A 21,824-nucleotide genomic window follows, 5' to 3' on the forward strand; every position below is an offset into this window, starting at 1 on the left:
TGTTCCATAACGCCTCGGGCTAGGCTAGCTATAACCCAGTAAAGAAGTCGGATATTGTATGAGCCAAGAGATTCTAAGTGGTAAGTTACTGCGAGAGTTTAAAACGATCGCCGCCATGGTACATATCTATTGCAAGGATCATTGCGAGGCAAAGGGCGATGTCGCCAACTGCCCAGCATGCAGTGAATTTCTCGATTATGCTCACACCCGGTTAGACCGCTGCCCTTACGGCCAAGACAAACCCACCTGCAACAAATGTCCTGTGCATTGCTATAAGCCAGAGCCCAAGGCTAAGGCACGTGAGATCATGATCTATTCAGGTCCACGCATGCTGTTGCCCCACCCTATTATGGCCATTCGCCATCTCTGGGCAGAGCGCGGCCCAGTACCGGGCAAGCCACCCGCGGCCGCATCGAATCGTCATCAGCGTCTGGCCAAAGAACAAAAATCGGTCTCTTAAGGTAGGAGTGATAACCCAAGGTTAACCCGTTATTTCCAAGCCGGCATCAGCGGCTTAACCCCAGGCATTTTTTCGCGTTAAACCTGGGCGATAGGCTTGCCTATTAAGCTGTTTTACGTCGACAATGAGCAGCATGAACACACTCTCGCACGGCTTGTTATTTGAAGGATACTGGTGGCTCTCCCTATTGGGCGGCCTGCATTGTATCGGTCTTGCCCTGTATCTGCGTTATCTGTATCACGACCGGAATGACAACCATAAGCTGCTCGGCGCCATCTTTAGCTTACTCGCCCTCTATTTTCTGACCGGCCTACTCAATAGAGAAAACTCACCAGTGCCATTAGAGCTACTGTTTGTCTTGATCATCCCGGCCTATTTTCTGTTGATGCCCATGCTCTATCTTTATTGCTATCGCAGCCTGCATGATGTCAAACGGCCTATCGGTATGTCGCAACACTTCCTACCCGCCTTCGCCCTGGTCGTCTTAATAGGCCTGAGCATGCTGTTTAGTGACCAGATGCGCCACATCCTCTTGATGCAAGATCTCATACTGCTCAACCATGTCACCTTACTCGGGTCGCTACTGCCCGTGCTGCTTATCTTACAAACCTGCTTCTACTTCTTTGCCATCGTAAGATTATTGCGACAATTTAGAGGCCGGGCACACAGGCTCCATCAAGACAGTCTCAAAGACATTAAATTCAGGTGGCTACTGGCCCTTACCCTAGCTTTGTTGACCAACTGGTTAATGCGCATGGGCTTAGTCATACTGCCCTACCTGCTGGGTGATAAGGTGAGCCTGGCAGCGCAGGCAAGTACCCGCCTGTTTCTGCTGCTCAGTCTCTATCTACTGGCCCTCTATGGCCTGAAGCAGATCACCATATCGGCCTACCTTAGGGGTCGCCTCTCTCCCGAACTCAAGTCCCAGAATGGCCCTAGCAGCAGTCGTCAACTGCTCGACGCCGAAGAGCTCAACTATCTGCAACAACTGCTGCGATCCGACAAAAAATAATTAACGCAATTTATACCAAAGCGGTTTTGCGTTAATGTATCCGGGCTTAAACACCTCAATAAACAAGAAATACTCAAGCAATCACGACAGAAGGGATCAAGATGGGAAGGGGATATAAACTCACCACACTAGCGGTGATCTGTGCGGGCGCCATGGGGCTAGGAAGCAGCGTTTATGCCGGTGAACGTACTCACCAGATCACCACGGACGACTTTTTTACTATAGGCAACATGGGCAACGTTAAGCTCAGCCCTGACGGCAAACATGCCATCTGGCTGGAGTCCCGCTGGGATAAAGAGCTCGACAAGGCACAAAAAGACCTCTGGCTCATCGATACCAAGTCACGTAAGACCCGTCGCCTGACCTTTACCAACGAGAGCGAGTCCAGCCCTCAGTGGAGTCCTGACGGCAGCTACGTCTACTACCTGGTCAAGCAAACCCGCGAAGAGAACAAAGCCCCCTATAACGGCAAGGCTCAAGTATTTAGAATCGCCGTTAACGCCTCAGAAGCCGTGCCCATCACCAAAGAGGCCGAAGGGGTAAAACAGTTCCAGCTCAGTCAAGATGGTAAGAGCCTCTACTTCCTCGCCAACAAGAGCACCACAGACAAAGATATCTGGGCCGATATGCGTGCCAAACATGGTGCACCTAAATATGGTCATGGCAAGGTTACGACTAACCCCCTCTACAAGTTAGATCTCGACCACTACCAGCAGAGCCTGGTTCTGGACGATAACAAGGTAGTATGGGACTTTAGCGTCACCCCTGATGCGAGTCAGATAGCCCGTATCACCACCCAAGACAACGAACTGGTCAACCTCGAGGGCTGGTCGAACATTGAGGTGTACAACACCCAGTCAAAGCAAAATAAGGTATTAGAAGACACCGCCTGGCGTGAAAAGGCGCCTTCACCTTACGGCTGGCTACTAGGCCTAGCATGGCACCAAGACAACCAACGTCTGGCATTTCGTATCGACTTTGATGGCCATCCAGGCAAGCTGTTTGTAGCTGAACCACAAAATGACAAAGCCAAGCCTATCGAGCTTAAAACCAAGGGTGACACTACCTTTAACTCCAGCGATATCCATTGGCGACCTAACAGCGACGAGCTCTGTTACCGCGGTTACGACCACGCCAGGGTAAAACTCTTCTGTAGCGAGATAGATGGTCAATCACAGGGCGACACTCGTACCGTGCTTGCCGGAGACCTGGTGATGGGCAGCTATAGTTTCAGCCAAGACGGTACGAAACTGGCCTTCAGCCACAATGGTCTGGATCATTTCAGCGATCTTTTCATCGCCGACGCCGCCAGCAAGAAGGCCAAATACAAGCGCCTGACCAATATCAACCCTCAGGTCGACAGCTGGATTTTGCCAGAGATCTCCGTGGTGAAATGGACGGCGCCAGATGGCAGTCAGGTAGAGGGAATACTGGATCTTCCCGCAGGCTACAAGAAGAGTGACGGCCCACTGCCGCTGATCATACAGATCCACGGCGGCCCTACCTCTGCCACGCCGTACGCGCTGCAACACAGATCTTATGGCCGCAGCACTTTTACCGCCAACGGCTGGGCACTCCTGTCACCCAACTATCGTGGCTCCACTGGCTATGGTGACAAGTTCCTCACGGATCTCGTTGGCCAGGAGCATGAGATTGAAGTGGCCGACATCATGGCCGGTGTCGATCACCTGATCAAGCAAGGCATTGCCGATGGCGACAAGATGGCGGTAATGGGCTGGAGCAACGGCGGCTACCTCACCAACGCCCTTATCAGCACCACCAACCGCTTTAAGGCCGCCAGCTCCGGCGCCGGCGTGTTCGACCAGCGTTTGCAGTGGATGCTTGAGGACACCCCAGGCCATGTGATCAACTTTATGCAGGGACTGCCCTGGGAGAAACCTGAGGCCTATACCCACGGCTCGTCACTGACCCACGCCGACAAGATCAAGACACCGACCCTGATCCACATAGGCGAGAACGATCAGCGTGTGCCTGTTGGACATGCTCAAGGCCTCTATCGCGCCCTGAAGCACTACCTGGATGTACCGGTCGAACTCGTGGTGTATCCGGGCGAAGGCCATGGGCTGAGCAAATACCAGCACAGACAGGCCAAGATGGACTGGGACAAGCAATGGTTTGATCACTATGTTCTGGGTAAAAGCCTCAACGAGACGAAGTAAACTTAACCAGAGCTGACACAAAACAAGAAAGCGCCAATTTTGGCGCTTTTTTCATCAACTTCCATTTTCAATCCTCCTTAAGGCAGACTATGCTAAAGCCATCGAGATCAATGGAGGTCATCATGCAAAAGTATCTGTCTACCTTAATTTTAAGTTGTTGTGTTGCTTTGGGATTACTGACATCCCCCATGACACTCGCCGCCGACAGCTACGCTGAGGCGATCGCCAACTTCAAAAAAGCTCCCGACACTCAGAGTTTCTTTAACACAGCCTATGGTTACGCCATCTTTCCCACCGTCGGTAAGGGCGGTATAGGTATAGGTGCAGCCTACGGTAAGGGCCGGGTCTATAAGGGGGGCGTTCACACTGGCGACTCCAGCCTTTCACAACTTTCCATCGGTTTTCAGCTAGGTGGCCAGGCCTATAGCGAGATCATCTTCTTCAAAGATGCCAAAGCTTATCAAGAGTTCACCAGTGGCAGTTTCGAGTTTGGTGCCAGCGCCTCGGCTGTCGCCATCAATGTCGGCGCCAATGCCCAAGTGGGCACCACGGGTAACTCGGCAGCCGCCGGCAAATCAGGCAGTAACAAGACCGCCAGTGCCGCCTACATCAACGGTATGGCGATCTTCACCGCCGCCAAAGGTGGCCTGATGTATGAGGCCGCACTGGCCGGGCAATCCTTTACCTTTGACCCCAAATAAGGGGCTATCTGAGAGGGAGTCAGATGGCTCCCTCCTCTCTTCTTTCCCATCTCAGGGTGATTTTCGATAATCGACTTTATAACGAAGATTGTTCTGCGCTTTTCGGAGTGAAGCTTCAACCTGCTTAGGGGTTTATAAAGGGGATTTGAAGCCATAGCTTCATGGTGTATCAATTGCCTGCAGCTTATGCAGCACAAGGGGGCCTAACTGGCCTTTTCAACAAAGGTCTTGTTAACTGAGCATCAAACTGACTTTGGTATTTGGAAGGTTAGCTTTGAACCATGGCTTAATCATGTATTAATTGCCTGCCGCAGGCTTTAGATAGCGATGAAGGTACGACCTTCAACTCATATACCAATGACGACAGCGCCAGACATTACAACAGCGAAAGTACAAACAAAGTCCCTCGCCAGGCAGGCGATAGTTCACTGTGAAGGTTAGACCTTCGAAGCCCTATCAAATACCAACTAGGCCAGGCACCAAACAAAATGCCCAGCCTTCATTGCAAGGCTACTCGTGCCCCCATGGCGCTGGCGGTAACTCAACCGGCTGAGTCAAATCAAACGTCACCTTAAAGTCACGGTTCTCCCGAGTGAGGCGGTAGATAAACTGGGTGTCGGTGAGCCCCACGTGCCACACATTAGTGATCGATTGGGAGAGACCATTCTGTTTGAAGTTGTCGATAGAATAGGCATCGACAGGGAAAGATTGCAGCTCTGCGCTGCCGGCATCAAGGGTATCGCCACCATACATAGTGACCTTGTCTTCGCTGCCATCTTGATGTCTGTGATCGTGCTTAAGGCGCAGCCCTGTGTCCGTCTTAGTGATCACCCAGGTGCGAGAGCGATCCTCACCCACATGAAACGGTACCTTAAGCTCGCTGTCGCTGCACTCGCGTACATGCATCACTAAGCGCTTGCCCGAGAAAGCCGAGTCGGCGCTGTTGCCCGCCGTCACCTTGCCCTCAAAGGCCTGACCACAATGGGCGGCTATCGCATCGAAAAACTGAGTCTGCTCGGTACTAGTGGCCATTGCGGGTGCGGCTAACATTAGGGAAACGCCGGCACCTAAGGATAGGAATATTGATATGGATTTAGCCATTTTATTTTTATGCTCCTTTGGATTGAGTATCCACACTAGCATGAAGAGATAAATTAAAGCTGAATAAAAAAAGCCCCCGAAGCCGAGGCGACGGGGGAAAGGTTTACAGGATAACTATGTTTAGAAAAACTATGGTTAAAACTATGCTTGGTTAATGATTCGGTTCAAGGATCAGGCTTTCTCCACCCGCACCGGAATACCGTGGCGGCAGTTGGCCCCGGTCCAGTAATCGTTGAGCATACTGGCGGCGCCGTTGCGAGTCGGATCCGCCGGGATCATCTGGTTAACCGCCGTGCCGCCGGCGCGACTGGCGATCCCCGCTAATTTCTCGCCATTGATGATACGATCGTCACCGCCGAAGCCCTCGCTATGACCAAAGCCGTGAGAGACGCAGATTGCCCCCTTGGCGACCCCCATATCCGTCTGCAGGGTGCCGACGCAGGGCTTGCCGTTGGCGGTCACTATGCGCACGCTATCGCCATCCTTCAGTCCCTGGGCCTTGGCGGTATCGCTGTGCATATAGACGAAGTTGGTGGGACTTATCTCACCAATCCGCTTGAAGGCCACCGCATAGTTAGAGCGTACCGTCGCCTTGTAGCTGGAGAACAACAGTGGATACTCGCTCTGGGGCCAATGACTCTCCCAAGTGTCACCATTCCAGAACTTATGCTCCTGCAAGGTCGGCGTACCAGGGTAGAATTCACCCGAGTAGGCATGACGCAGCTGCGCTACCTCCTGATGATAGATCTGCAGGCACTTAGGCCCGGCGCCCTTGATGAAGTCGCCCTCATAACGATCATCCTCCTGGTAGTAGCCACCGCGTGACAGCAGGGCCTCGACCTTGGCGGCCTCGTCGGCGGTAAGTCTTGGCTTGAGTGGCTTCATGGCGTAATCCAACCCGGCCCACAGACGATCTTCCTCGGTCACCTTAGGCAGCTGCTCACACTGCGCCGCCACGTTGGCCAGGTATCTGGCGTGCCAATCCTCGAAGGTTAACAGGTCGACCTTACGGCCATCGCTGGTCGCCAGGGCGCCCTTACCGAAGCCAGGCAAGTCGAGCTTGAGGGCGATATCGATCAGCAACTGCTCCATGCAGATATGCTCACCCGCCTCATTTTTCTCGGTTCGCGGAGTCACCACAGGCGATGCCGCCACTACCCCCAGTTTATGGGCGCCCCACATGCGATCCGCCGCATACTCTTCGAGCATGGAACGATCCGGGATCAGGTAATCGGCGTAGCGGTTGGTCTCGTTCATGTGACAGTCGATCCCCACTACCAGCGGTAAGCGCTTAGGATCGGCGATGCTTGCCACCACCTCCTGACTGATAGATGCCGCGCTATAGAGGAAGTTGTTGCGCCAGTTGAACAGCACCTTGGCGCTGTAGGGGTCGCCGTTGGCATGGCTGGTCCACTGTTCGGCCGCATTCATGGCGGGCAGCACCTCATGCCAAGGGGTGCTGGCGGGATAAGGGTTCTTACCCTGCTCCACCTTGAGACGATATTCGGTCGAGGCCTCGTAGGCGCCATCGCGACAGGCATTGACGATACCGTCCAGCGACACGCCACCTTCGATGTTGGCCAGATCGTACAAGCCTTCCATCCCGCCGATAGGGCCATTGCCATAGATGGCGCCGCCCTTAGCATCGTGGGAACCCGCCAGGGTATTAAGTGTCGCCCAGATCCAGCCCATCACGAAACCGTCAGATGAGTTGGTGCCGCCGTTGCCTGCCACACAGGCCTTGCGGCCATAGTGCGCCAGGTCTTTCGCCACCTGACGCATCTCTTTGATCGCAATGCCGCTGCGCTCGGCATACTCCTCCATGCTGGTACTTTGCGCCTCGGCCCGCAGCAGATAGAGAGACGACATCAGGGTCACCTTACGGCCACGGCTGTCGGTGAGGCGTTTACTGACAAACAGCTCGGCCTTGTCGCCTGACTCCGCCGACGCTAAGGTCTGAGTGCCCGCCTTGATGATCAGTGCCTCTTCGCCACCCAAACCGAAATCTTTTGCCTTGGCAAACTTGCGATACTCTGGATGCTTAGGATCCATCACCACCAGGTGACCTGCGTTGGTGTAGTTAAGCTCACCCGCGGCCTCGGCCGCCTTCTGGCTTGGATTTTCCAAGTGCACCTTGTTAAACCACTGCTCCTCGAGCATGGTGCGGATCACCCCAAAGGAGAATGCCGCATCCTGACCGGGTTTGACCGGCAGCCAGGTGGCATTGGTATCGGCGGCGACCGTGGTACGCAGCAGGGGGTCGACACACACATATTTAAAGCCACGATCCACACGGCTGTTGGCAAGACCTCGACCGACGCGGTTCAGGCTGACACCCGAGGAACCTGGGCTGGTGCCCATAAACAGGCCGTACTCGACGTTTTCCCAGTCGACATCATTGAGCCACTCTTCGAATCCGGCCGCCATCCCCAGGCTATAACCCGTTGCCTGGGCGGCACCGCAGTAGGCGTGTTTGGTACCTAAATTGACTGTTCCCCATGACTGCATCATGAAGCGAGAATAGAAGCTTCCGCGCAAGTAATCTTCTGCGCAGAAGGTGGCAAACAGCTGATTCGCTTTACTGCCAAATTCGCTATGGCCCGGCTTCACCTCTTGATCAAGCTGGCGGATGGCGCGTAGGCCATCGACATGGCCTTCGCCGAAGAGATCGCCCCCCTCGATGATCTCGGCAAGGGCCTGTTCATAGCTGATGGTGACCCACTCGCCACTGCCGCGCTTGCCCGCGCGTTTCAGCACCTGAGTCACCCGGCGCTCATCGTCCACCGAATCGACGCAGCTCGCCCCCTTGGCACAGGTGGTGGCGCGATTCTTCAGCCCCGCCTCACCCGCCAGGGCGATAAAGCTCTGTTTCACTTCGGTACTTAGCGGCAGCGGCGAGCCAGAGTTGTTCTCACAATAGGGGTTGCCCCCTACCTTCAAGACTCTGTCCGTCTTCTCATCCACACGCACTCTGAGGCCGCAGATGTTGTAACAGCTAAAGCAGCGGGAATAGGCGGTGCGTACTCCTGCTGTCTTTTGCCATTTACCTTCGCCATCGAAGCCTCCTTCGGCCGCCACGGGATGACCAAAGCGTGAAATGTCCTGGGCCTTCTTAGGCTCAGACTCGGCATCGACTCGACTGCAGGCGGCACCTGTAATGGTCGCGGCAGACACCAGACCGGCCTGAGTTAAAAACTTACGTCTATCCATCTTTGACTCCTAGCGCTGCCAATCGAGGTAATTGAGATTCAAAATGGCTTGATCATCGGTCGATGTCGGCAAGCCAATGTAGAAGATGTTGGGCGAGGTGCCAGCCTTGGACAGCATGGCGTAGACCTTGTTGTCCCGCACCAGCTTAGACACCTGACTGTCGGGATCATTAAGATCGCCAAAGGTACGGGCTCCGCCGATACAGGTCTCGACACAGGCCGGCAACAACCCTTGGGTGACGCGGTGAATACAGAAATTACACTTCTCGGGCGGGTTATCCAGGCTCTCATCTTTGCGGCGCGCGCCATAAGGACAGGCATCGACACACAGCTGACAGTGAATGCACTCTTCGTAGTCGATCACCACTATGCCATCTTCCTTACGCTTGTAGGTCGCCTCCACAGGACAGACCTGAGTGCAGACAGGATTATCACACTGGTTACATTGGTTCGGCACCGCAAGGGTGGCGATGCGCTCACCTAAGCTCAGGCTAGCTTGATTGACGCGGGTACGGCATCGACCCGCATCAGTTTGATTTTCAACGGAACATGAAACGGTACAAGAGAGACATCCGGTACAACGTCTAACGTCAAACACCATGGCATAGCGTTTTCCAAGGGTTTTCGCTTGTAGCGTGCTGGCGGGCACCAATGAGAGCAGAGCTCCACCTGCCGCCATTTTTAAAATCGAGCGCCGATCTAACATAACGAGATCCTTAACTATGTTTTCCTGAAATAAAAACATGACTTCTGGAAGGTTTCTTATTATTTAAAATACACACGCAATAATAAAACTTGCAACAGACAATAAAGCTATAAATTTAAAACTAAATATAGATCACGATTCAAATAAAAATATAAATTCGATGAAATTATTTATAGAGAGCGGGTGTAATAGTAGAGCTAAAAAGATGAACATCTCATATTAAAAATAAATTTAAATTTGATGAAATAAAAATCGGAAGTTCACAAATCGAACAGTTAACCTACCTAAACAGGCACTTAGATATACCCTAGAGATAGCAAGGCCTAGACTATAGTCCGTCTACAAGTTGTTCGTTCGTACCAGTTAACCTGAAAGATATATAAAGTCTGCAAATTTTAAATATCGCATTTTGCAAAATGCAGATATTAAAACATGAGAAGTAATGCAAACTTTAAATAATAGCCATATTAAAAGTGTGACTTTCAACACTGAACGTGTGTAGATATATATAGATGATAATAACTCAATATATTTACCCAGTTCACAACCATGAATAAGATTGACCAACTTAATTACAATCAATTAAAAGTGTTCATCGCCGTCTATGAACATGGGCAGAGTCATCAGGCTGCCAATGAACTGGGTATTACGCCTTCAGGTGTCAGCCGCACCCTTAAGATCTTAAGAGACATATTTAAAGACTCGCTCTTTATTCGTCGCTGCTCCGGTTTCGTCGCGACGGAGAAGACCCACCAGCTGATCCCTATGGCCAGAGAGTTGGTGGCCCATTATCAAAAACTCGAGATGCAGCACTCGGTATTTACCCCGGCAGAATCGGGCGGCCAATATGTTATTCACGCCTACGATGAGTTCATCTACCCAGTACAACAGGTGATCCGCAACGAGATCCTCACCGAGGCGCCCAACATGAAGTTCGATGTCAGGGTACTGACCCATGACTGCAGCAGCGATCTCGCCAATGGCGATGTCGACTTCGTAGTGGTCTATGAAGGTTTCAACGGTAAAAACCTCAATGCCGAGATGTTTTCCGCCACGGACAATCTTTACATCCTGGCACGCACCGATCATCCGATTCTCAAACAGAAACTCACCCTAGACAACATCACCCAATATCCTTGCTTAGAGATAGACAACTATGACGACCTGAACTGCCCACTGCTGGTGAACCTCTGCCGCGAAGAGGAGCTTTGCATGGAGGTCGACGGTTATACCGATAGCGTGGCCACCGCCATGCGCCTGCTGAGCGAATCTGACGCCATCACCCTAATTTGCAACGAATTTACCCGACAATTCGTCGACATGTTACCCGCAGTGAAGTGGGTAAAGCTGCCCGAAGAGCTGGCCAAGCGATGCCGCATACGTCGCCGGGAAAATCGCGAGATAGGCAACTACCTCTTATATGGCAACGTTAATCAGTCGGCAGCCTTCAACTGGGTGAAGTCCAAGCTCATCTGCGGCCTGGAAAGCGCCTGGCGCAGGGCGGCGGAGCGCTAACAAAGCATTTGATGGCGAGATCGATAGGCTACTTGAGGCACTCTTGCATACCCCTTTCGCAGCTGATCTTGCCATCTTTTTAAATCGAAAAACGATAACAAAACAGGTATGCAGCGAGTCTTTGACTCACAAACATTTGAGCAATGTCTGTAAAAAGCGTCTTAAGACGCATCAAGATGGGGAACACTTATGAAAATGAACAGACGCACCTTCTTGCAAGGTGTCGGAGCCAGCTCCGTCGTCGGCTCGCTATCCGGTCTTATGCCCGGCATAGCCAGTGCAGGCGAAAAAGGTGGCGCACCCGACAAACTCTTGAAACGCCAAGGAGAAATTAAATACCACACCTGCCAACGTAACTGCGCCGACCGCTGTCTGTTGAAGTTCACAGTACAAAACGGACGCATGACCTACGTGGAAGGCGCTTCAGAGCTGAAGAAGATGGGCACATCTCCCTGCGTGAAGGGACATGCCTACGTGCAATACACCTATGCCGCCGACCGCATCCTGCACCCAATGGAGCGCGCAGGCAAGAAGGGCGAAGGCAAATGGCGCCGCATCTCCTGGGATGAAGCCTACGACAAGATCGCCAGCCGTCTGCAGCAGATCATCAAAGATCATGGCGCCGACTCTATCCTGCCTTACAGCTACTCGGGCCACGAAGGGGTTATCGGTAAATACGGCGGACCTAGCCGCTTCTTCAACGCCGTCGGTGCCCGCAAGCTCGACCGTAAGGTATGTGTGTTCGCCGCCTATGAAGGCTTAAAGTCGGTTACTGGTACCTACCAGGGTCCGGACCCATACGACAACATCTATACCAACTGCTACATCTCTTGGGGGCAGAACGAGACGGCCACCAACGTACACGGCATCAAGTTCATCAACCAGGCCCGTGACCGAGGTGCCAAGCTATTGGTGGTTAACCCAGTGCGCACCCCTATCGCCTCTCAGGCTGATATCTGGTTGCAGCCAAAGCCGAGTACCGACACCCACCTGGCGACAGGTATCATGAAGTACCTGATAGAGCATGACCTAGCGGATCTCGAGTTCATCAAGGCCAACACCCTTGGCTACGACCAGCTGCTCGAGCGCCTGAACACCATGAGCTACGAAGAGATCGAGCGTGTCACCGGCGTACCTAAGGCCAAGATGTTCGAATTCGCCCGCGTCTATGGCGAGTCAGAGCTTTCTGTACTGCGCCTGGGTTACGGTATGCAGCGTAACTTCAACGGCGCCCGTATGTCTCGCGCCATCGCCATGATGCACGCGGTTGCCGGCCAGTACGGCAAGATAGGTAACGGCTTTATCTATGACAACACCCAGGCCGATGACAGCCTGAACTACAGCAAGGGCCGTGCGGATCATATCCACCCGAACCCAGACACGGTTGGCCACGTCAACATGACGGAGATCGCCAAGGCGCTCGACCCAGAGAACCCAACGGCCTATGGCAAGCCGATCAAACCGATTAAGGCGGTGATCAACTACAACGGTAACTTCGTCTCGGTTGCACCCGACTCGAATGCCTGTCGCCGCGGCGCGATGCGTGATGACCTCTTCCTGGTGGTTCACGACTTCCTGATGACAGATACCGCAGAGCTGGCCGATATTATCGTACCGGCAGCGACTCAGTTCGAGTTCCCAGACATGGGTACCGACTACAACTGCTATCACATGCAGACCTCTGAGAAGGTGATCGAGCCCCTGGGCGAGTCTAAAGACAACTGGATCTTCTTCAAGGAGCTGGGCGCCCGCATGGGTCTGGACCGCTTCCCTGAGATGCGTGTGGACTATGAGCAGATTCTGCGTGACTTCCTAGACACGGAAGAGCCCGCCTTCAGACATAACAACATCACCTATGAGCAAATCATTCGCGACAAGTTTGTCACCGTCTATGACCAACGCCCTTACTTCGGCGACGGTAAATATAAGACGCCAAGTGGCAAGATCGAATTCTACTCAGAGATGATGAAAGAAGCCGGCTACCACCCAGTAATCGACTTCGGCCTGCCGGAAGATGAGATGGTACAGGAAGAGAAGACACTGCCGTTCCGTCTGCTGTCTCCTGCCATTCCGCAGCGTGCCAACAGCTCTTTCTACAACGTGAAGTATATTCGTAACTTCCCGGCCTACTTCGCCAAGATCAACGCCGAAGATGCTAAAGAGCTGGGTATTCAGAACAACGATCGCGTCAGGCTCAGCAACCAACGTGGTGAGGCCCACTTTATTGCGCAAGTTTCTACCCAGGTGGCCAGAGGAACAGTTATGGCGCCAAAGAACAACTGGCGTCGCATGGACCCACAGGGCAAAAACAGCTGTACCAACAACCTCACCACCGACACCTTGACCGATATGGGTGGATGCTCTGCGTATCATTCCACTCGCGTCGCGATTGCCAAAGCCTAAGGAGTAAACGATGTCGTTAAATAAGAAAGTGGGCTTTGTGTTCAGACAAGAGAACTGTGTCGGTTGCGGTGCCTGTACCGTTGCCTGCCAGATCCATAATGAACTGCCCGAGAATCATAGATTCCGCAAAGTCGATCGCTATGAAGTACAGCGTGACGATGGCGCAATCGATGTCTGGCTATCTCACGCCTGCATGCACTGTGAAAACCCCGCCTGCCTGATGGTCTGTCCGGCTAAAGCCTACCATGTGCGCGATGACGGTATCGTGGTGCTTGACCGTGAGAAGTGTACGGGTTGTGGCCTGTGTGCCAGCGCCTGTCCTTACGCGGCGGTGAGTATTCGCGAAGATGATGGCAAGGCCGACAAGTGCAACATGTGTGTGGAACTGCTGGACCGCGGTATGAAACCCGCGTGTGTGAGTGGTTGCCCGGTAGAGTGCCTGGATGTCGGCAATCTGCAAGAGGTACTCAAACGTCCTTCGGCAAGCAAACAAGGCATAGGCTACGGCGATTGCATCACCAAACCTAACCTAGTGATCATTAAGGAACGCGCATAATGACAGCAGAATATGGCCCAACGGCAATGGCTTACCATGCCTTCAAATCTATGATGTTCGCGCCCTCGGATACTCAGGCTCTTTCAGGCTTAATCGCCTACCTGGAGCAGGAGTCGCCAGACAGTCCGCTACTCATAGAGGCACGCAAGTTCAATGACGACGCATCCGAATTGGAGTTTGATTTTAATCGCATGTGTATTGGGCCATACAAGCTGTTAGTTGCCCCCTATGAATCGGTTTACCTCAGTGGCAATCATCAAATCTTCACCGAAGAAACCGTTCGTGTGGCCGAGTTTTACCAACAGATAGGTCTGGTCATCGACGATAGCTTTAACGAGCCGGCCGACTTTATTGGTAACGAACTCGAGTTCCTCTATTGCCTGCACGCCATGGCCGCCGAGCAACAAGTGCTAGAAAACAGCGAGCATGTTGAGGCCCTCAACGAACTCGCAGCGGAGTTTCTCGACGCCCATCTCGGGCGCTGGATAACCCCCTTCTGCGAGGGCATTGCCAAACATGCGAAACAACCTTTCTGGCCGCTGTTTGCTCAGGAGCTACTGCAGTTTATTAACCAACAAATTCAAGCGGCGCCCCGCCTAGAAGGCGCCGAATGATCGATGAATCTGCCTCACACCAGGCAGATTCCAACGCGACAAGCGATGTCGCAAGGAGTTTTCAATGAGTAAAGCAATAAGATGGTTAAGCCTTATTGTGCTCGGTCTGTTTGCATCCAGCTATGCTCTGGCCGAAGAAACCGCCACCCTGCAACCTCAGCAGTGGCAAACCATTCAGGAGCATGCCATTCCAGGCGATATTCCTGAGATCCGCGGCATGCCGACTCAGCCTGAGCTGCTGATGCCGGCGTCCATTCCTGAGCAGGCCGACGAGTCGCTGCTAGGCTACCTAGGCGCGACCGACACCATCGCCTTCGCCCTGTTTGCCAGCCTGTTTGGCGTAACCGCGCTCTTCATCCTGTTCGTGGTGGTGAACGGCGTCTCTAAGCTGGACCATGGCTTCTCGGGTAAGCTAATCAAGCGTTGGTCTGGCCTTAGCGTCAGTGTGCACTGGCTGGGTGCCATCCCTTGCATCCTGCTGATCCTCACCGGCCTGGTGCTCGGCGGCGGTCGCTTCTACTTCGAGCCAGGCATGAATGCCGGTTCCTGGTCGGCCTTGGTGGGTCTATCCAGCAGCCTACATGAGTTGATGGCCTTCCCCTTCATCCTCGGCTATGTGCTGATGGTACTGATGTGGGCGCCTAAGCAGTTCCCCGCAAGCTATGACCTAAAATGGTTTGCCGTACTGGGCGGCTACATCAACTTAGGCAAGAAGCAGCATCCCGATGCGGGCTTTGCCAACGCGGGGGAAAAGCTGTGGTTCTGGGTCTTCGCCCTGTTCGGCGGTGTCATGGTGGTCTCAGGCCTAGCGATGATGTTCCCCGAGACCTATGGCGTCACCAAGAACACGGCCAACCTGATGCTGGTATTGCATATTGCCTCAACCGTCATCATCAGCGCCTTCTCTGTGGTGCATATCTTCATGGCGACCGTGATGTCCGAAGGCGGCATGTCAAACATGACCTCTGGCTACTGTGACGAAAACTGGGCCAAGCAACATCACAACCTCTGGTTCGCCGACCTGAAGAAGGCAGGCAAGGTTTAACCAAAACCCGGCCCATGGCAGATGTCATGGGCCTATTAACTCCCTTTTTTAAACGCCTGCGGCGCCCCTATCCTCCATCGACAAAATGGCAGGAGGGAGACTCGCATGCCTAAGAAAACCAATTGAAGGCAGAAAGCCATGAAAAACCATGAGATTATTTTTCGCACCTCAATGATCGCCGCCGCAACGGCACTCGCTTCTACTCAGGGTTATGCCACCGAGCAGCCCCTGAATGAACAGGTCGAAGCACTCAACCAGCGCATCGCCCAACTAGAGGCCCAGGCCGCACCGTCTCAGTTTAAGAACAGCCAAGTCAGCCTCTACGGCTCTATCCGTCCGACACTCAGCTACCTCGACGACAGCACGGATGAAACCTGGGATGTGAGAGACGCCCTCTCTCGCGTCGGCATCAAGGCCAGCACTGAGTTTGCCGACGGCTGGCACGCCATTGCCCAGGGTGAATGGAGCGTCGATATAGCCAACTCAGGCAACTTCGGCAAGGCGAGACAGGCCTATGTCGCCATCTCATCCCCCTACGGCCAGGTGGGCATAGGTAAACAGCGTCCGGCCCAATACAGCCTGATCGCCGAATACGTGGATATTTTCAATCACGGCAATAGCCCCTATGCCTACGACCATGAAAGTCCCTTCTTCGTCGACAACTTCGTGACCTACAAGCTGGTCACTGGCGGCTTCACTTGGATGGCCGGCGCCCAGTTTGACGGCAATAAGGGCGACACAGGCGCGGATTTCGTCAACATAGGCGTAGGTTACGATGTCGGTGCCCTGCATCTTGGCCTGGGCTATGTTACCCAAGACAGTTTGGAGAACGACCAGGTGAACGGCGACAACCAGACCCTGGGCGGTGTGGTGGCCTATACCTTCGATAACGGCCTCTACCTGGCGGCGAGCTACCAGGACAAGGAATACAACTTCGACAATCAGGTGCAACATGGCGATCGCAGCGGCAGCACCTTAGATACCGCCCTGGCCTATCCACTGAGCAACGAGTACAAGATCAAGCTGGGCTACTTCCAGTTTAAAGATGGAATCGAGGATATCAGCTCTATGGACTATGACGGCTTCAACACCACCCTGGAATGGAATCCACAGACCAATGTGCGCGTACACCTGGAATATCTGAACAAGAACTACGACAACTTAAACGATGATCGCGCTGTTACCGTCGGCTTCCGCTATGACTTCAACTTAAACAGGAAAGGCTAACCTTTAGCTGAAACAGATAATAGGACTGTTCAATCGCGATTGAGTCTCAAGTCTCAACCACTCCCTGGGGCCGTCAGCCTGAAGGCCTCTTTTAACCTCTCCACCACCAAGCTTGTCAGTATCGCAGCGTCATTAAGGCAATCAACCTGGACAACTGGCTGATACAGGAGTGGAAGGTGGGCTCATTCATTCAAGCGGCAATTCGAGCGGTTAATCCAGCTGAAAATCGAAGCGCGAGTCGAAACGTCAATCGAACCAGGCGGAGGTCTTCTCCGCCGCCTGGCGCTTCACTTCATCATTCACATACATGCTGACCATGGCTAGCGCAGCAGCAAGCGCGCCTAAATCATCTGAAAAGCCCACCACAGGCGTAAGATCGGGTATCGCATCCAGCGGCATAATAAAATAGGCCAGGGCGCCAAAGATAACCGACTTGGCCCACTTGGGAGTATCGGGCCTCTGCGCCGCATAGTAGAGGCACAGGGCGTTGTCTATCACCTCACGTCCGGCCTGCTTGGCAAACTGTTTGACCTTACGCCAAAAACCCTCATCGCTGTAACCATCGACCTTGGCCGCGTCATTTGAGTCGCTCATAAGAAGCTCCTGTACAATAAAAAAGGGAGTCATTAGATACTCCCCTTTTTTCATCGTTTTGACCAGCGGTGCTTTAGCGCTGATGTTTGGGCGTGGTGCCCCAAGCATTCTTCACAGGACGCTTGCCTGGCTTACCAGTGCTGGCTTTGCCGGCTCCGCCTTTACCTGCTGCTGCTCCCGTCGACTTACCCTGAGGCTTAGCATTAGACTTGGTCTTACCTTGGCCATTGCCCTTACGCTCATCGAACTGGTTAGCGCTGAAGCGAGTCACAGCCTTTTTGCCCGCTGGTGTCTTAGCTGTCTTGGCTCGATAGCCCTGACGTTCCTGGCGCGTCTCGGCTGGCACCAAACAATTCACCCCACCGCCGATAAGATGCTCTTTACCCATCTTGATGAGCGCTTCGCGGATCATTGGCCAACCTGCGGGGTCGTGATAACGCAGTAGCGCCTTGTGCAGCTTACGCTGACGGCCGCCTTTGGGTACTTCGACCGTTTCACTGGTGTGCTTAACGTTTTTCAACGAGTTCAGCTCGGTGTGATAAATCGTCGTGGCGTTCGCCATGGGTGACGGATAGAAGTTCTGCACCTGATCCAACTTAAACTTCTCTCCCTTAAGCCAAAGCGCCAGGTTGACCATATCCTCATCCGTGGTGCCAGGGTGAGCCGAGATGAAGTAAGGGATCAGATACTGCTTCTTGCCCGCCTCGGCGGAATACTTGTCAAACAGTTCCTTGAACTTGTCGTAGGTCCCCATGCCCGGCTTCATCATCTTGTTCAGCGGGCCCTCTTCGGTATGCTCGGGGGCGATCTTCAAATAACCACCCACATGATGACTGGCCAACTCCTTCACATAACGGGGATCTTCCGTCGCTAAATCGTAACGAACACCTGAGGCGATTAGCACCTTCTTAATGCCCGGCACGTCGCGAGCGGCGCGGTAGAGATCGATTGTCGCCTGATGGTCGGTATCTAAGTGACCACAGATTGAGGGGAACACACAGGAGAGTCGGCGACAGGTACTCTCGGCCTTCACCGAAGTACAACCCAGTCGGTACATGTTGGCCGTCGGGCCGCCAAGATCCGAGATCACCCCGGTGAAACCTGGCACCTTGTCTTGAATATCTTTGATCTCTTTGATGATCGAATCTTGCGAGCGGCTCTGAATGATGCGGCCCTCATGCTCGGTAATAGAACAGAAAGAACATCCACCGAAACAGCCGCGCATGATGTTGATCGAAGTCTTGATCATGTCATAGGCGGGGATCTTCTCCTTGCCATAGACGGGATGCGGTACACGCCTGTAGGCCAGATCGAACACGCCGTCCATCTCGTCGGTATTGAGCGGCCAGGCCGGAGGATTGACCCAGATGGCACGTTCGGCATGGGGCTGAAACAGGGCGCGGGCACAGCCCGGATTCTGCTCCTGATGTAAAATGCGCGAAGCATGGGCATAGAGATACTTGTCGGCGGCAACCTTCTCATAGCTTGGCAGCAAGACATAGGTCTTCTCCCAAGGCTTGGGACGCGGCGGCTGCACCGAAATGGCTTTCGGCGCTTCGTTATCAAACACCTTAACGTCGCTAGGCCCAGAGAGATTTTGACAACCTACATCATCGGCGCCATAAGGGTTGGGAATAGGGTCTATCTTGTGCAGCTGATCTAACTTGCGCGAGTCCATCCCCTTCCAGCCGTAGAGGGGTTCTTTGCGGATCACTGTGGTGCCGCGTACATCGTGTATCTCGCTTATGGGTTCACCGGCAGCGAGGCGATGAGACAGTTCCACCAGCGGACGCTCGGCGTTGCCGTAAACCAAAATATCGGCCTTAGCGTCTAAGATCACCGAGCGGCGCACTTTATCAGACCAGTAGTCATAGTGGGCGATGCGGCGCAGGCTAGCCTCTATGCCGCCAATCACCACAGGCACCTGTTTATAAGCTTCTTTACAGCGCTGGGTATAGACAGTTACCGCGCGGTCAGGGCGCTTACCGCCCACATTACCTGCCGTGTAAGCATCGTCATGACGCAGACGGCGCTCGGCGGTATAGCGGTTGATCATCGAGTCCATGTTACCCGCGGTCACGCCGAAGTAGAGGTTGGGCTTGCCCAACTTCATGAAATCCTCTTTACTCGACCAGTCAGGCTGAGAGATGATGCCGACTCTAAAGCCCTGCGCCTCCAGCATACGGCCGATCACCGCCATGCCGAAGCTGGGATGATCTACATAGGCGTCACCCGTGACGATAATGATGTCACAGCTATCCCAGCCTAGCTTGGCCATCTCCTTACGAGACATGGGCAAGAAGGGAGCCGGTTTTTCATTGCGGCCCAGATACTTAGGATAGGTAAAGAGTGTGGATTCAACCTGCATGTATGATACTGCCTAACTTTCAAACCAAAGAGTAAGTGTAGTCGCCATGCGGCTCGGCGTAACGACCACTAAAAAGGAGGCGGAGTATAACAGTGAAACCTACTTAAGTGTGAACAAAAAAGCAGCAATAACGGCGATTTTCTAGGCGAACATAAAATAAAACAGATTCACCAACGCCAGAGCAAGGATCACTATCCAACTCAAGAGTACGCCCCAGAAACGACCAAAGTGATAGCCGCCGCGCCCCTGTGTCAGGCCGATAGCATGTAGGATACGCGCCACCAGCCATATTGTGCCCGCCCCGTGCAGATAGACGGCTGCCAGACCGTTAAGTTCAGCCACCAGCAGTAACAAGAGCGCCATTGGGGCATTCTCGATAAGGTTGGCGTGTACTCGGTTGGCTAAGCGCAGTTCATCACTGCCACCTGAGCCCAGGCCTATCTTGAGTCCGCGCCTTAGGCGCACCACCCGATAGGTGAAAAACACCGCCAAGATAGCAGTGAGAGCAATATAAAATCCCGAAACGCTTACCGACATATGATTATCCTTAAATATTTGACCATACAACCCGCATGGCAACTTCCCACGCAAAACTCACTTAACCTAGCACAAAGCTTTCACCGCTGACCAATCAAAAAGCCATGAGGAGAACGATGAAAAACACCGCAGAATCTTGGCCTTGACACAATTTGTACCGTTAAAAAATTTCCCAAGCCATTAACCTTTTTGGTACAAGATAGGTTAAGATGCGCTCGCTTAAGCATCACCCCCAGTTTTCATCATCATGGACTGTACAATTGGACAACGCAGAGTTTCTTGAAAAACGCAGATTTATCATAAAATTAGGTAAAGCACTGCACAAGTTTGGTACCCCTGCCTACCGCTTAGAGGCTCATCTGCAATCGATATCTAAAGTCTTAGGTATCGAGGGCTACTTTCTGATCTCCCCCACTTCCATGACCTTTGTGTTGCAGCATGATACGGATCAGGAATACAACCATATGGCCCGTGTCAGACCGGGCGAACTGGATCTGGGCTCACTGGCACGAACAGATGAACTCGTGGAAGAGGTGCTCTCGGGCAAGCGCACCCTGACCGAGGCGCTTGATCGCCTCGAAGAGATCGCCAATAAACCTAATCCCTATGGCCCGCTGCTGACCCTGCTGGCCTTTGGCAGTTCGGCTGGCGCCTTCGCCATGCTAATGGGCACCAGCTGGAACGATGTCTTCTGGTCGGCGATTCTCGGCTTCATGGTCTATGGGCTGGTGTACCGCGCCGAACGCTCAAAGCGTATGGCGGAAACCCTAGAGCCACTCGCGGCTATCCTATGTGCTATAGCAGCCTGCGGCATCGCCTATTTCGATCCTTATATTAATATCCCAGTGGTGATCCTCTCGGGCATTATCGTCTTTATTCCTGGACTGGCACTCACCTTAGGGCTGGCAGAGCTGGCTGCACGGGATCTGATCTCGGGCACCGCCCGTATCATGGACGCTTCCATGTTGCTGTTTAAGCTCTATTTTGGAGCCATATTCGGCATGGTGATCGGCAACGCTATCTTTGGTGAGGCGATCTACTTTGAACCAGAGCCCCTGCCTCGCTGGGCCATCTGGTCGGCCGTGCCCATACTCTCAACCGCGCTGGTGATCATCTTTAAAGCCAGGCTAAAGGATTCCCCTTGGGGGATCTTTGCCGGCATCGTCGCCTTCTTCTCGGCCATGCTCGCGGGAATTTATCTTGGCGAATCTATCGGCATCTTCTTCGGCGCCTTGGCAGTGGGGATTTACTCAAACCTCTACGCCCGTTGGATGAAGTCACCGGCGTCGATAGCCTTGCTCCAGGGGATAGTGATCTTGGTGCCCGGCAGTAAGACTTATATTGGCCTGAATACCCTGATCTTAGGTGAGACCATGTTGAATCAATCCCATATTGGCAGCCAGATCTTTCTGATCTTCATGTCATTGATCGCAGGGCTAATCTTTGCCAACGTGGCGGTGCCGCCGCGACGCACCCTCTAAAACATCACCCCGAGTTCTGATGCGGCCAATAGGGCTGCATCAGAAATTGCTCAAGTAAAATCATCACCTTATTCTTGCCCGCACCTTGACTATTTGTCATTACAGGTGTGTTATT

At 53.2% G+C, this 21,824-nt stretch carries 17 protein-coding genes; 11 read left to right on the forward strand and 6 right to left on the reverse strand.

Features of this window, described 5'->3' with window-relative positions; translation table 11 throughout:
- The first annotated feature begins 58 nt into the window (after positions 1-58).
- From L2712_RS16715 to L2712_RS16730, 4 genes are all read left to right on the forward strand, one after another.
- On the forward strand, positions 59-460 hold the full coding sequence (locus L2712_RS16715; protein ID WP_033540394.1) for a nitrous oxide-stimulated promoter family protein: 402 nt from the start codon (positions 59-61) through the stop codon (positions 458-460).
- Positions 461-584: 124 nt separating this feature from the next.
- The gene (locus L2712_RS16720; protein ID WP_428848626.1) at positions 585-1,472 is read left to right on the forward strand and encodes a hypothetical protein; all 888 of its coding nucleotides are present in this window, start codon (positions 585-587) and stop codon (positions 1,470-1,472) included.
- A gap of 101 nt (positions 1,473-1,573) precedes the next feature.
- Positions 1,574-3,652, forward strand: a complete 2,079-nt coding sequence (locus L2712_RS16725) for a S9 family peptidase (protein WP_248978444.1) — start codon at positions 1,574-1,576, stop codon at positions 3,650-3,652.
- 122 nt (positions 3,653-3,774) lie between these two features.
- A complete protein-coding gene (locus L2712_RS16730; RefSeq protein WP_088903580.1) occupies positions 3,775-4,353 on the forward strand; it encodes a lipid-binding SYLF domain-containing protein in 579 nt (192 codons plus the stop codon).
- Between the two features lie 510 nt (positions 4,354-4,863).
- Here the strand turns inward: L2712_RS16730 and L2712_RS16735 are convergent.
- The 3 genes from L2712_RS16735 to L2712_RS16745 all read right to left on the reverse strand — a co-directional run bounded on the left by L2712_RS16735 (position 4,864) and on the right by L2712_RS16745 (position 9,369).
- Positions 4,864-5,403 (reverse strand): hypothetical protein, encoded by a 540-nt coding sequence (locus tag L2712_RS16735; protein WP_248978445.1) that lies wholly within the window; start codon positions 5,401-5,403, stop codon positions 4,864-4,866.
- Between the two features lie 222 nt (positions 5,404-5,625).
- Positions 5,626-8,664 carry a molybdopterin dinucleotide binding domain-containing protein gene (locus tag L2712_RS16740; RefSeq protein WP_248978446.1) on the reverse strand — a complete coding sequence of 1,013 codons (3,039 nt, stop codon included), beginning with the start codon at positions 8,662-8,664 and terminating at the stop codon, positions 5,626-5,628.
- A 9-nt stretch (positions 8,665-8,673) separates the two neighbouring features.
- Entirely contained in the window at positions 8,674-9,369 is a 696-nt protein-coding gene (locus L2712_RS16745; protein ID WP_248978447.1) for a 4Fe-4S dicluster domain-containing protein, read from the reverse strand.
- Between the two features lie 549 nt (positions 9,370-9,918).
- On the opposite strand from L2712_RS16745, the gene L2712_RS16750 reads away from it, so the two are divergent.
- The 6 genes from L2712_RS16750 (at position 9,919) to L2712_RS16775 (ending at position 16,729) form a co-directional block, all read left to right on the forward strand.
- Positions 9,919-10,884, forward strand: coding sequence for a LysR family transcriptional regulator (locus tag L2712_RS16750; RefSeq protein ID WP_248978448.1), 966 nt, complete (start codon positions 9,919-9,921; stop codon positions 10,882-10,884).
- Positions 10,885-11,073: 189 nt separating this feature from the next.
- On the forward strand, positions 11,074-13,287 hold the full coding sequence (locus tag L2712_RS16755) for a molybdopterin-dependent oxidoreductase (RefSeq protein WP_248978449.1): 2,214 nt from the start codon (positions 11,074-11,076) through the stop codon (positions 13,285-13,287).
- Between the two features lie 10 nt (positions 13,288-13,297).
- On the forward strand, positions 13,298-13,843 hold the full coding sequence (locus L2712_RS16760; protein WP_239853125.1) for a 4Fe-4S dicluster domain-containing protein: 546 nt from the start codon (positions 13,298-13,300) through the stop codon (positions 13,841-13,843).
- On the forward strand, positions 13,843-14,457 hold the full coding sequence (locus tag L2712_RS16765) for a TorD/DmsD family molecular chaperone (RefSeq protein WP_248978450.1): 615 nt from the start codon (positions 13,843-13,845) through the stop codon (positions 14,455-14,457). Before L2712_RS16760 ends, L2712_RS16765 begins: the two co-directional genes overlap by 1 nt.
- A gap of 64 nt (positions 14,458-14,521) precedes the next feature.
- Complete coding sequence (locus L2712_RS16770) at positions 14,522-15,502, forward strand: formate dehydrogenase subunit gamma (RefSeq protein WP_248978451.1); 981 nt, start codon at positions 14,522-14,524, stop codon at positions 15,500-15,502.
- A 138-nt stretch (positions 15,503-15,640) separates the two neighbouring features.
- Positions 15,641-16,729 (forward strand): porin, encoded by a 1,089-nt coding sequence (locus tag L2712_RS16775; RefSeq protein ID WP_248978452.1) that lies wholly within the window; start codon positions 15,641-15,643, stop codon positions 16,727-16,729.
- A gap of 246 nt (positions 16,730-16,975) precedes the next feature.
- Here the strand turns inward: L2712_RS16775 and L2712_RS16780 are convergent, their stop codons facing one another.
- The 3 genes from L2712_RS16780 to L2712_RS16790 form a co-directional block, all read right to left on the reverse strand.
- A complete protein-coding gene (locus L2712_RS16780; protein WP_088903574.1) occupies positions 16,976-17,323 on the reverse strand; it encodes a YkvA family protein in 348 nt (115 codons plus the stop codon).
- A gap of 73 nt (positions 17,324-17,396) precedes the next feature.
- Positions 17,397-19,691, reverse strand: coding sequence for a YgiQ family radical SAM protein (locus L2712_RS16785; protein ID WP_248978453.1), 2,295 nt, complete (start codon positions 19,689-19,691; stop codon positions 17,397-17,399).
- A gap of 141 nt (positions 19,692-19,832) precedes the next feature.
- The gene (locus tag L2712_RS16790; protein WP_248978454.1) at positions 19,833-20,228 is read right to left on the reverse strand and encodes an MAPEG family protein; all 396 of its coding nucleotides are present in this window, start codon (positions 20,226-20,228) and stop codon (positions 19,833-19,835) included.
- A gap of 260 nt (positions 20,229-20,488) precedes the next feature.
- Between L2712_RS16790 and L2712_RS16795 the strand changes: the two genes are divergently transcribed.
- Complete coding sequence (locus L2712_RS16795) at positions 20,489-21,709, forward strand: threonine/serine exporter family protein (protein ID WP_248978455.1); 1,221 nt, start codon at positions 20,489-20,491, stop codon at positions 21,707-21,709.
- The last annotated feature ends 115 nt before the right edge of the window (positions 21,710-21,824 follow it).

Origin of the sequence: Shewanella marisflavi, assembly GCF_023283925.1 — a bacterium.
GTDB classification, from domain to species: domain Bacteria; phylum Pseudomonadota; class Gammaproteobacteria; order Enterobacterales; family Shewanellaceae; genus Shewanella; species Shewanella marisflavi.

Bases quoted from the DNA above. Each gene is read 5' to 3' on its own strand.
- L2712_RS16715 (WP_033540394.1), top strand. From the start codon at position 59: ATGAGCCAAGAGATTCTAAGTGGTAAGTTACTGCGAGAGTTTAAAACG.
- L2712_RS16720 (WP_428848626.1), top strand. From the start codon at position 585: ATGAGCAGCATGAACACACTCTCGCACGGCTTGTTATTTGAAGGATAC.
- L2712_RS16725 (WP_248978444.1), top strand. From the start codon at position 1,574: ATGGGAAGGGGATATAAACTCACCACACTAGCGGTGATCTGTGCGGGC.
- L2712_RS16730 (WP_088903580.1), top strand. From the start codon at position 3,775: ATGCAAAAGTATCTGTCTACCTTAATTTTAAGTTGTTGTGTTGCTTTG.
- L2712_RS16735 (WP_248978445.1), bottom strand. From the start codon at position 5,403: ATGTTAGCCGCACCCGCAATGGCCACTAGTACCGAGCAGACTCAGTTT.
- L2712_RS16740 (WP_248978446.1), bottom strand. From the start codon at position 8,664: ATGGATAGACGTAAGTTTTTAACTCAGGCCGGTCTGGTGTCTGCCGCG.
- L2712_RS16745 (WP_248978447.1), bottom strand. From the start codon at position 9,369: ATGTTAGATCGGCGCTCGATTTTAAAAATGGCGGCAGGTGGAGCTCTG.
- L2712_RS16750 (WP_248978448.1), top strand. From the start codon at position 9,919: ATGAATAAGATTGACCAACTTAATTACAATCAATTAAAAGTGTTCATC.
- L2712_RS16755 (WP_248978449.1), top strand. From the start codon at position 11,074: ATGAAAATGAACAGACGCACCTTCTTGCAAGGTGTCGGAGCCAGCTCC.
- L2712_RS16760 (WP_239853125.1), top strand. From the start codon at position 13,298: ATGTCGTTAAATAAGAAAGTGGGCTTTGTGTTCAGACAAGAGAACTGT.
- L2712_RS16765 (WP_248978450.1), top strand. From the start codon at position 13,843: ATGACAGCAGAATATGGCCCAACGGCAATGGCTTACCATGCCTTCAAA.
- L2712_RS16770 (WP_248978451.1), top strand. From the start codon at position 14,522: ATGAGTAAAGCAATAAGATGGTTAAGCCTTATTGTGCTCGGTCTGTTT.
- L2712_RS16775 (WP_248978452.1), top strand. From the start codon at position 15,641: ATGAAAAACCATGAGATTATTTTTCGCACCTCAATGATCGCCGCCGCA.
- L2712_RS16780 (WP_088903574.1), bottom strand. From the start codon at position 17,323: ATGAGCGACTCAAATGACGCGGCCAAGGTCGATGGTTACAGCGATGAG.
- L2712_RS16785 (WP_248978453.1), bottom strand. From the start codon at position 19,691: ATGCAGGTTGAATCCACACTCTTTACCTATCCTAAGTATCTGGGCCGC.
- L2712_RS16790 (WP_248978454.1), bottom strand. From the start codon at position 20,228: ATGTCGGTAAGCGTTTCGGGATTTTATATTGCTCTCACTGCTATCTTG.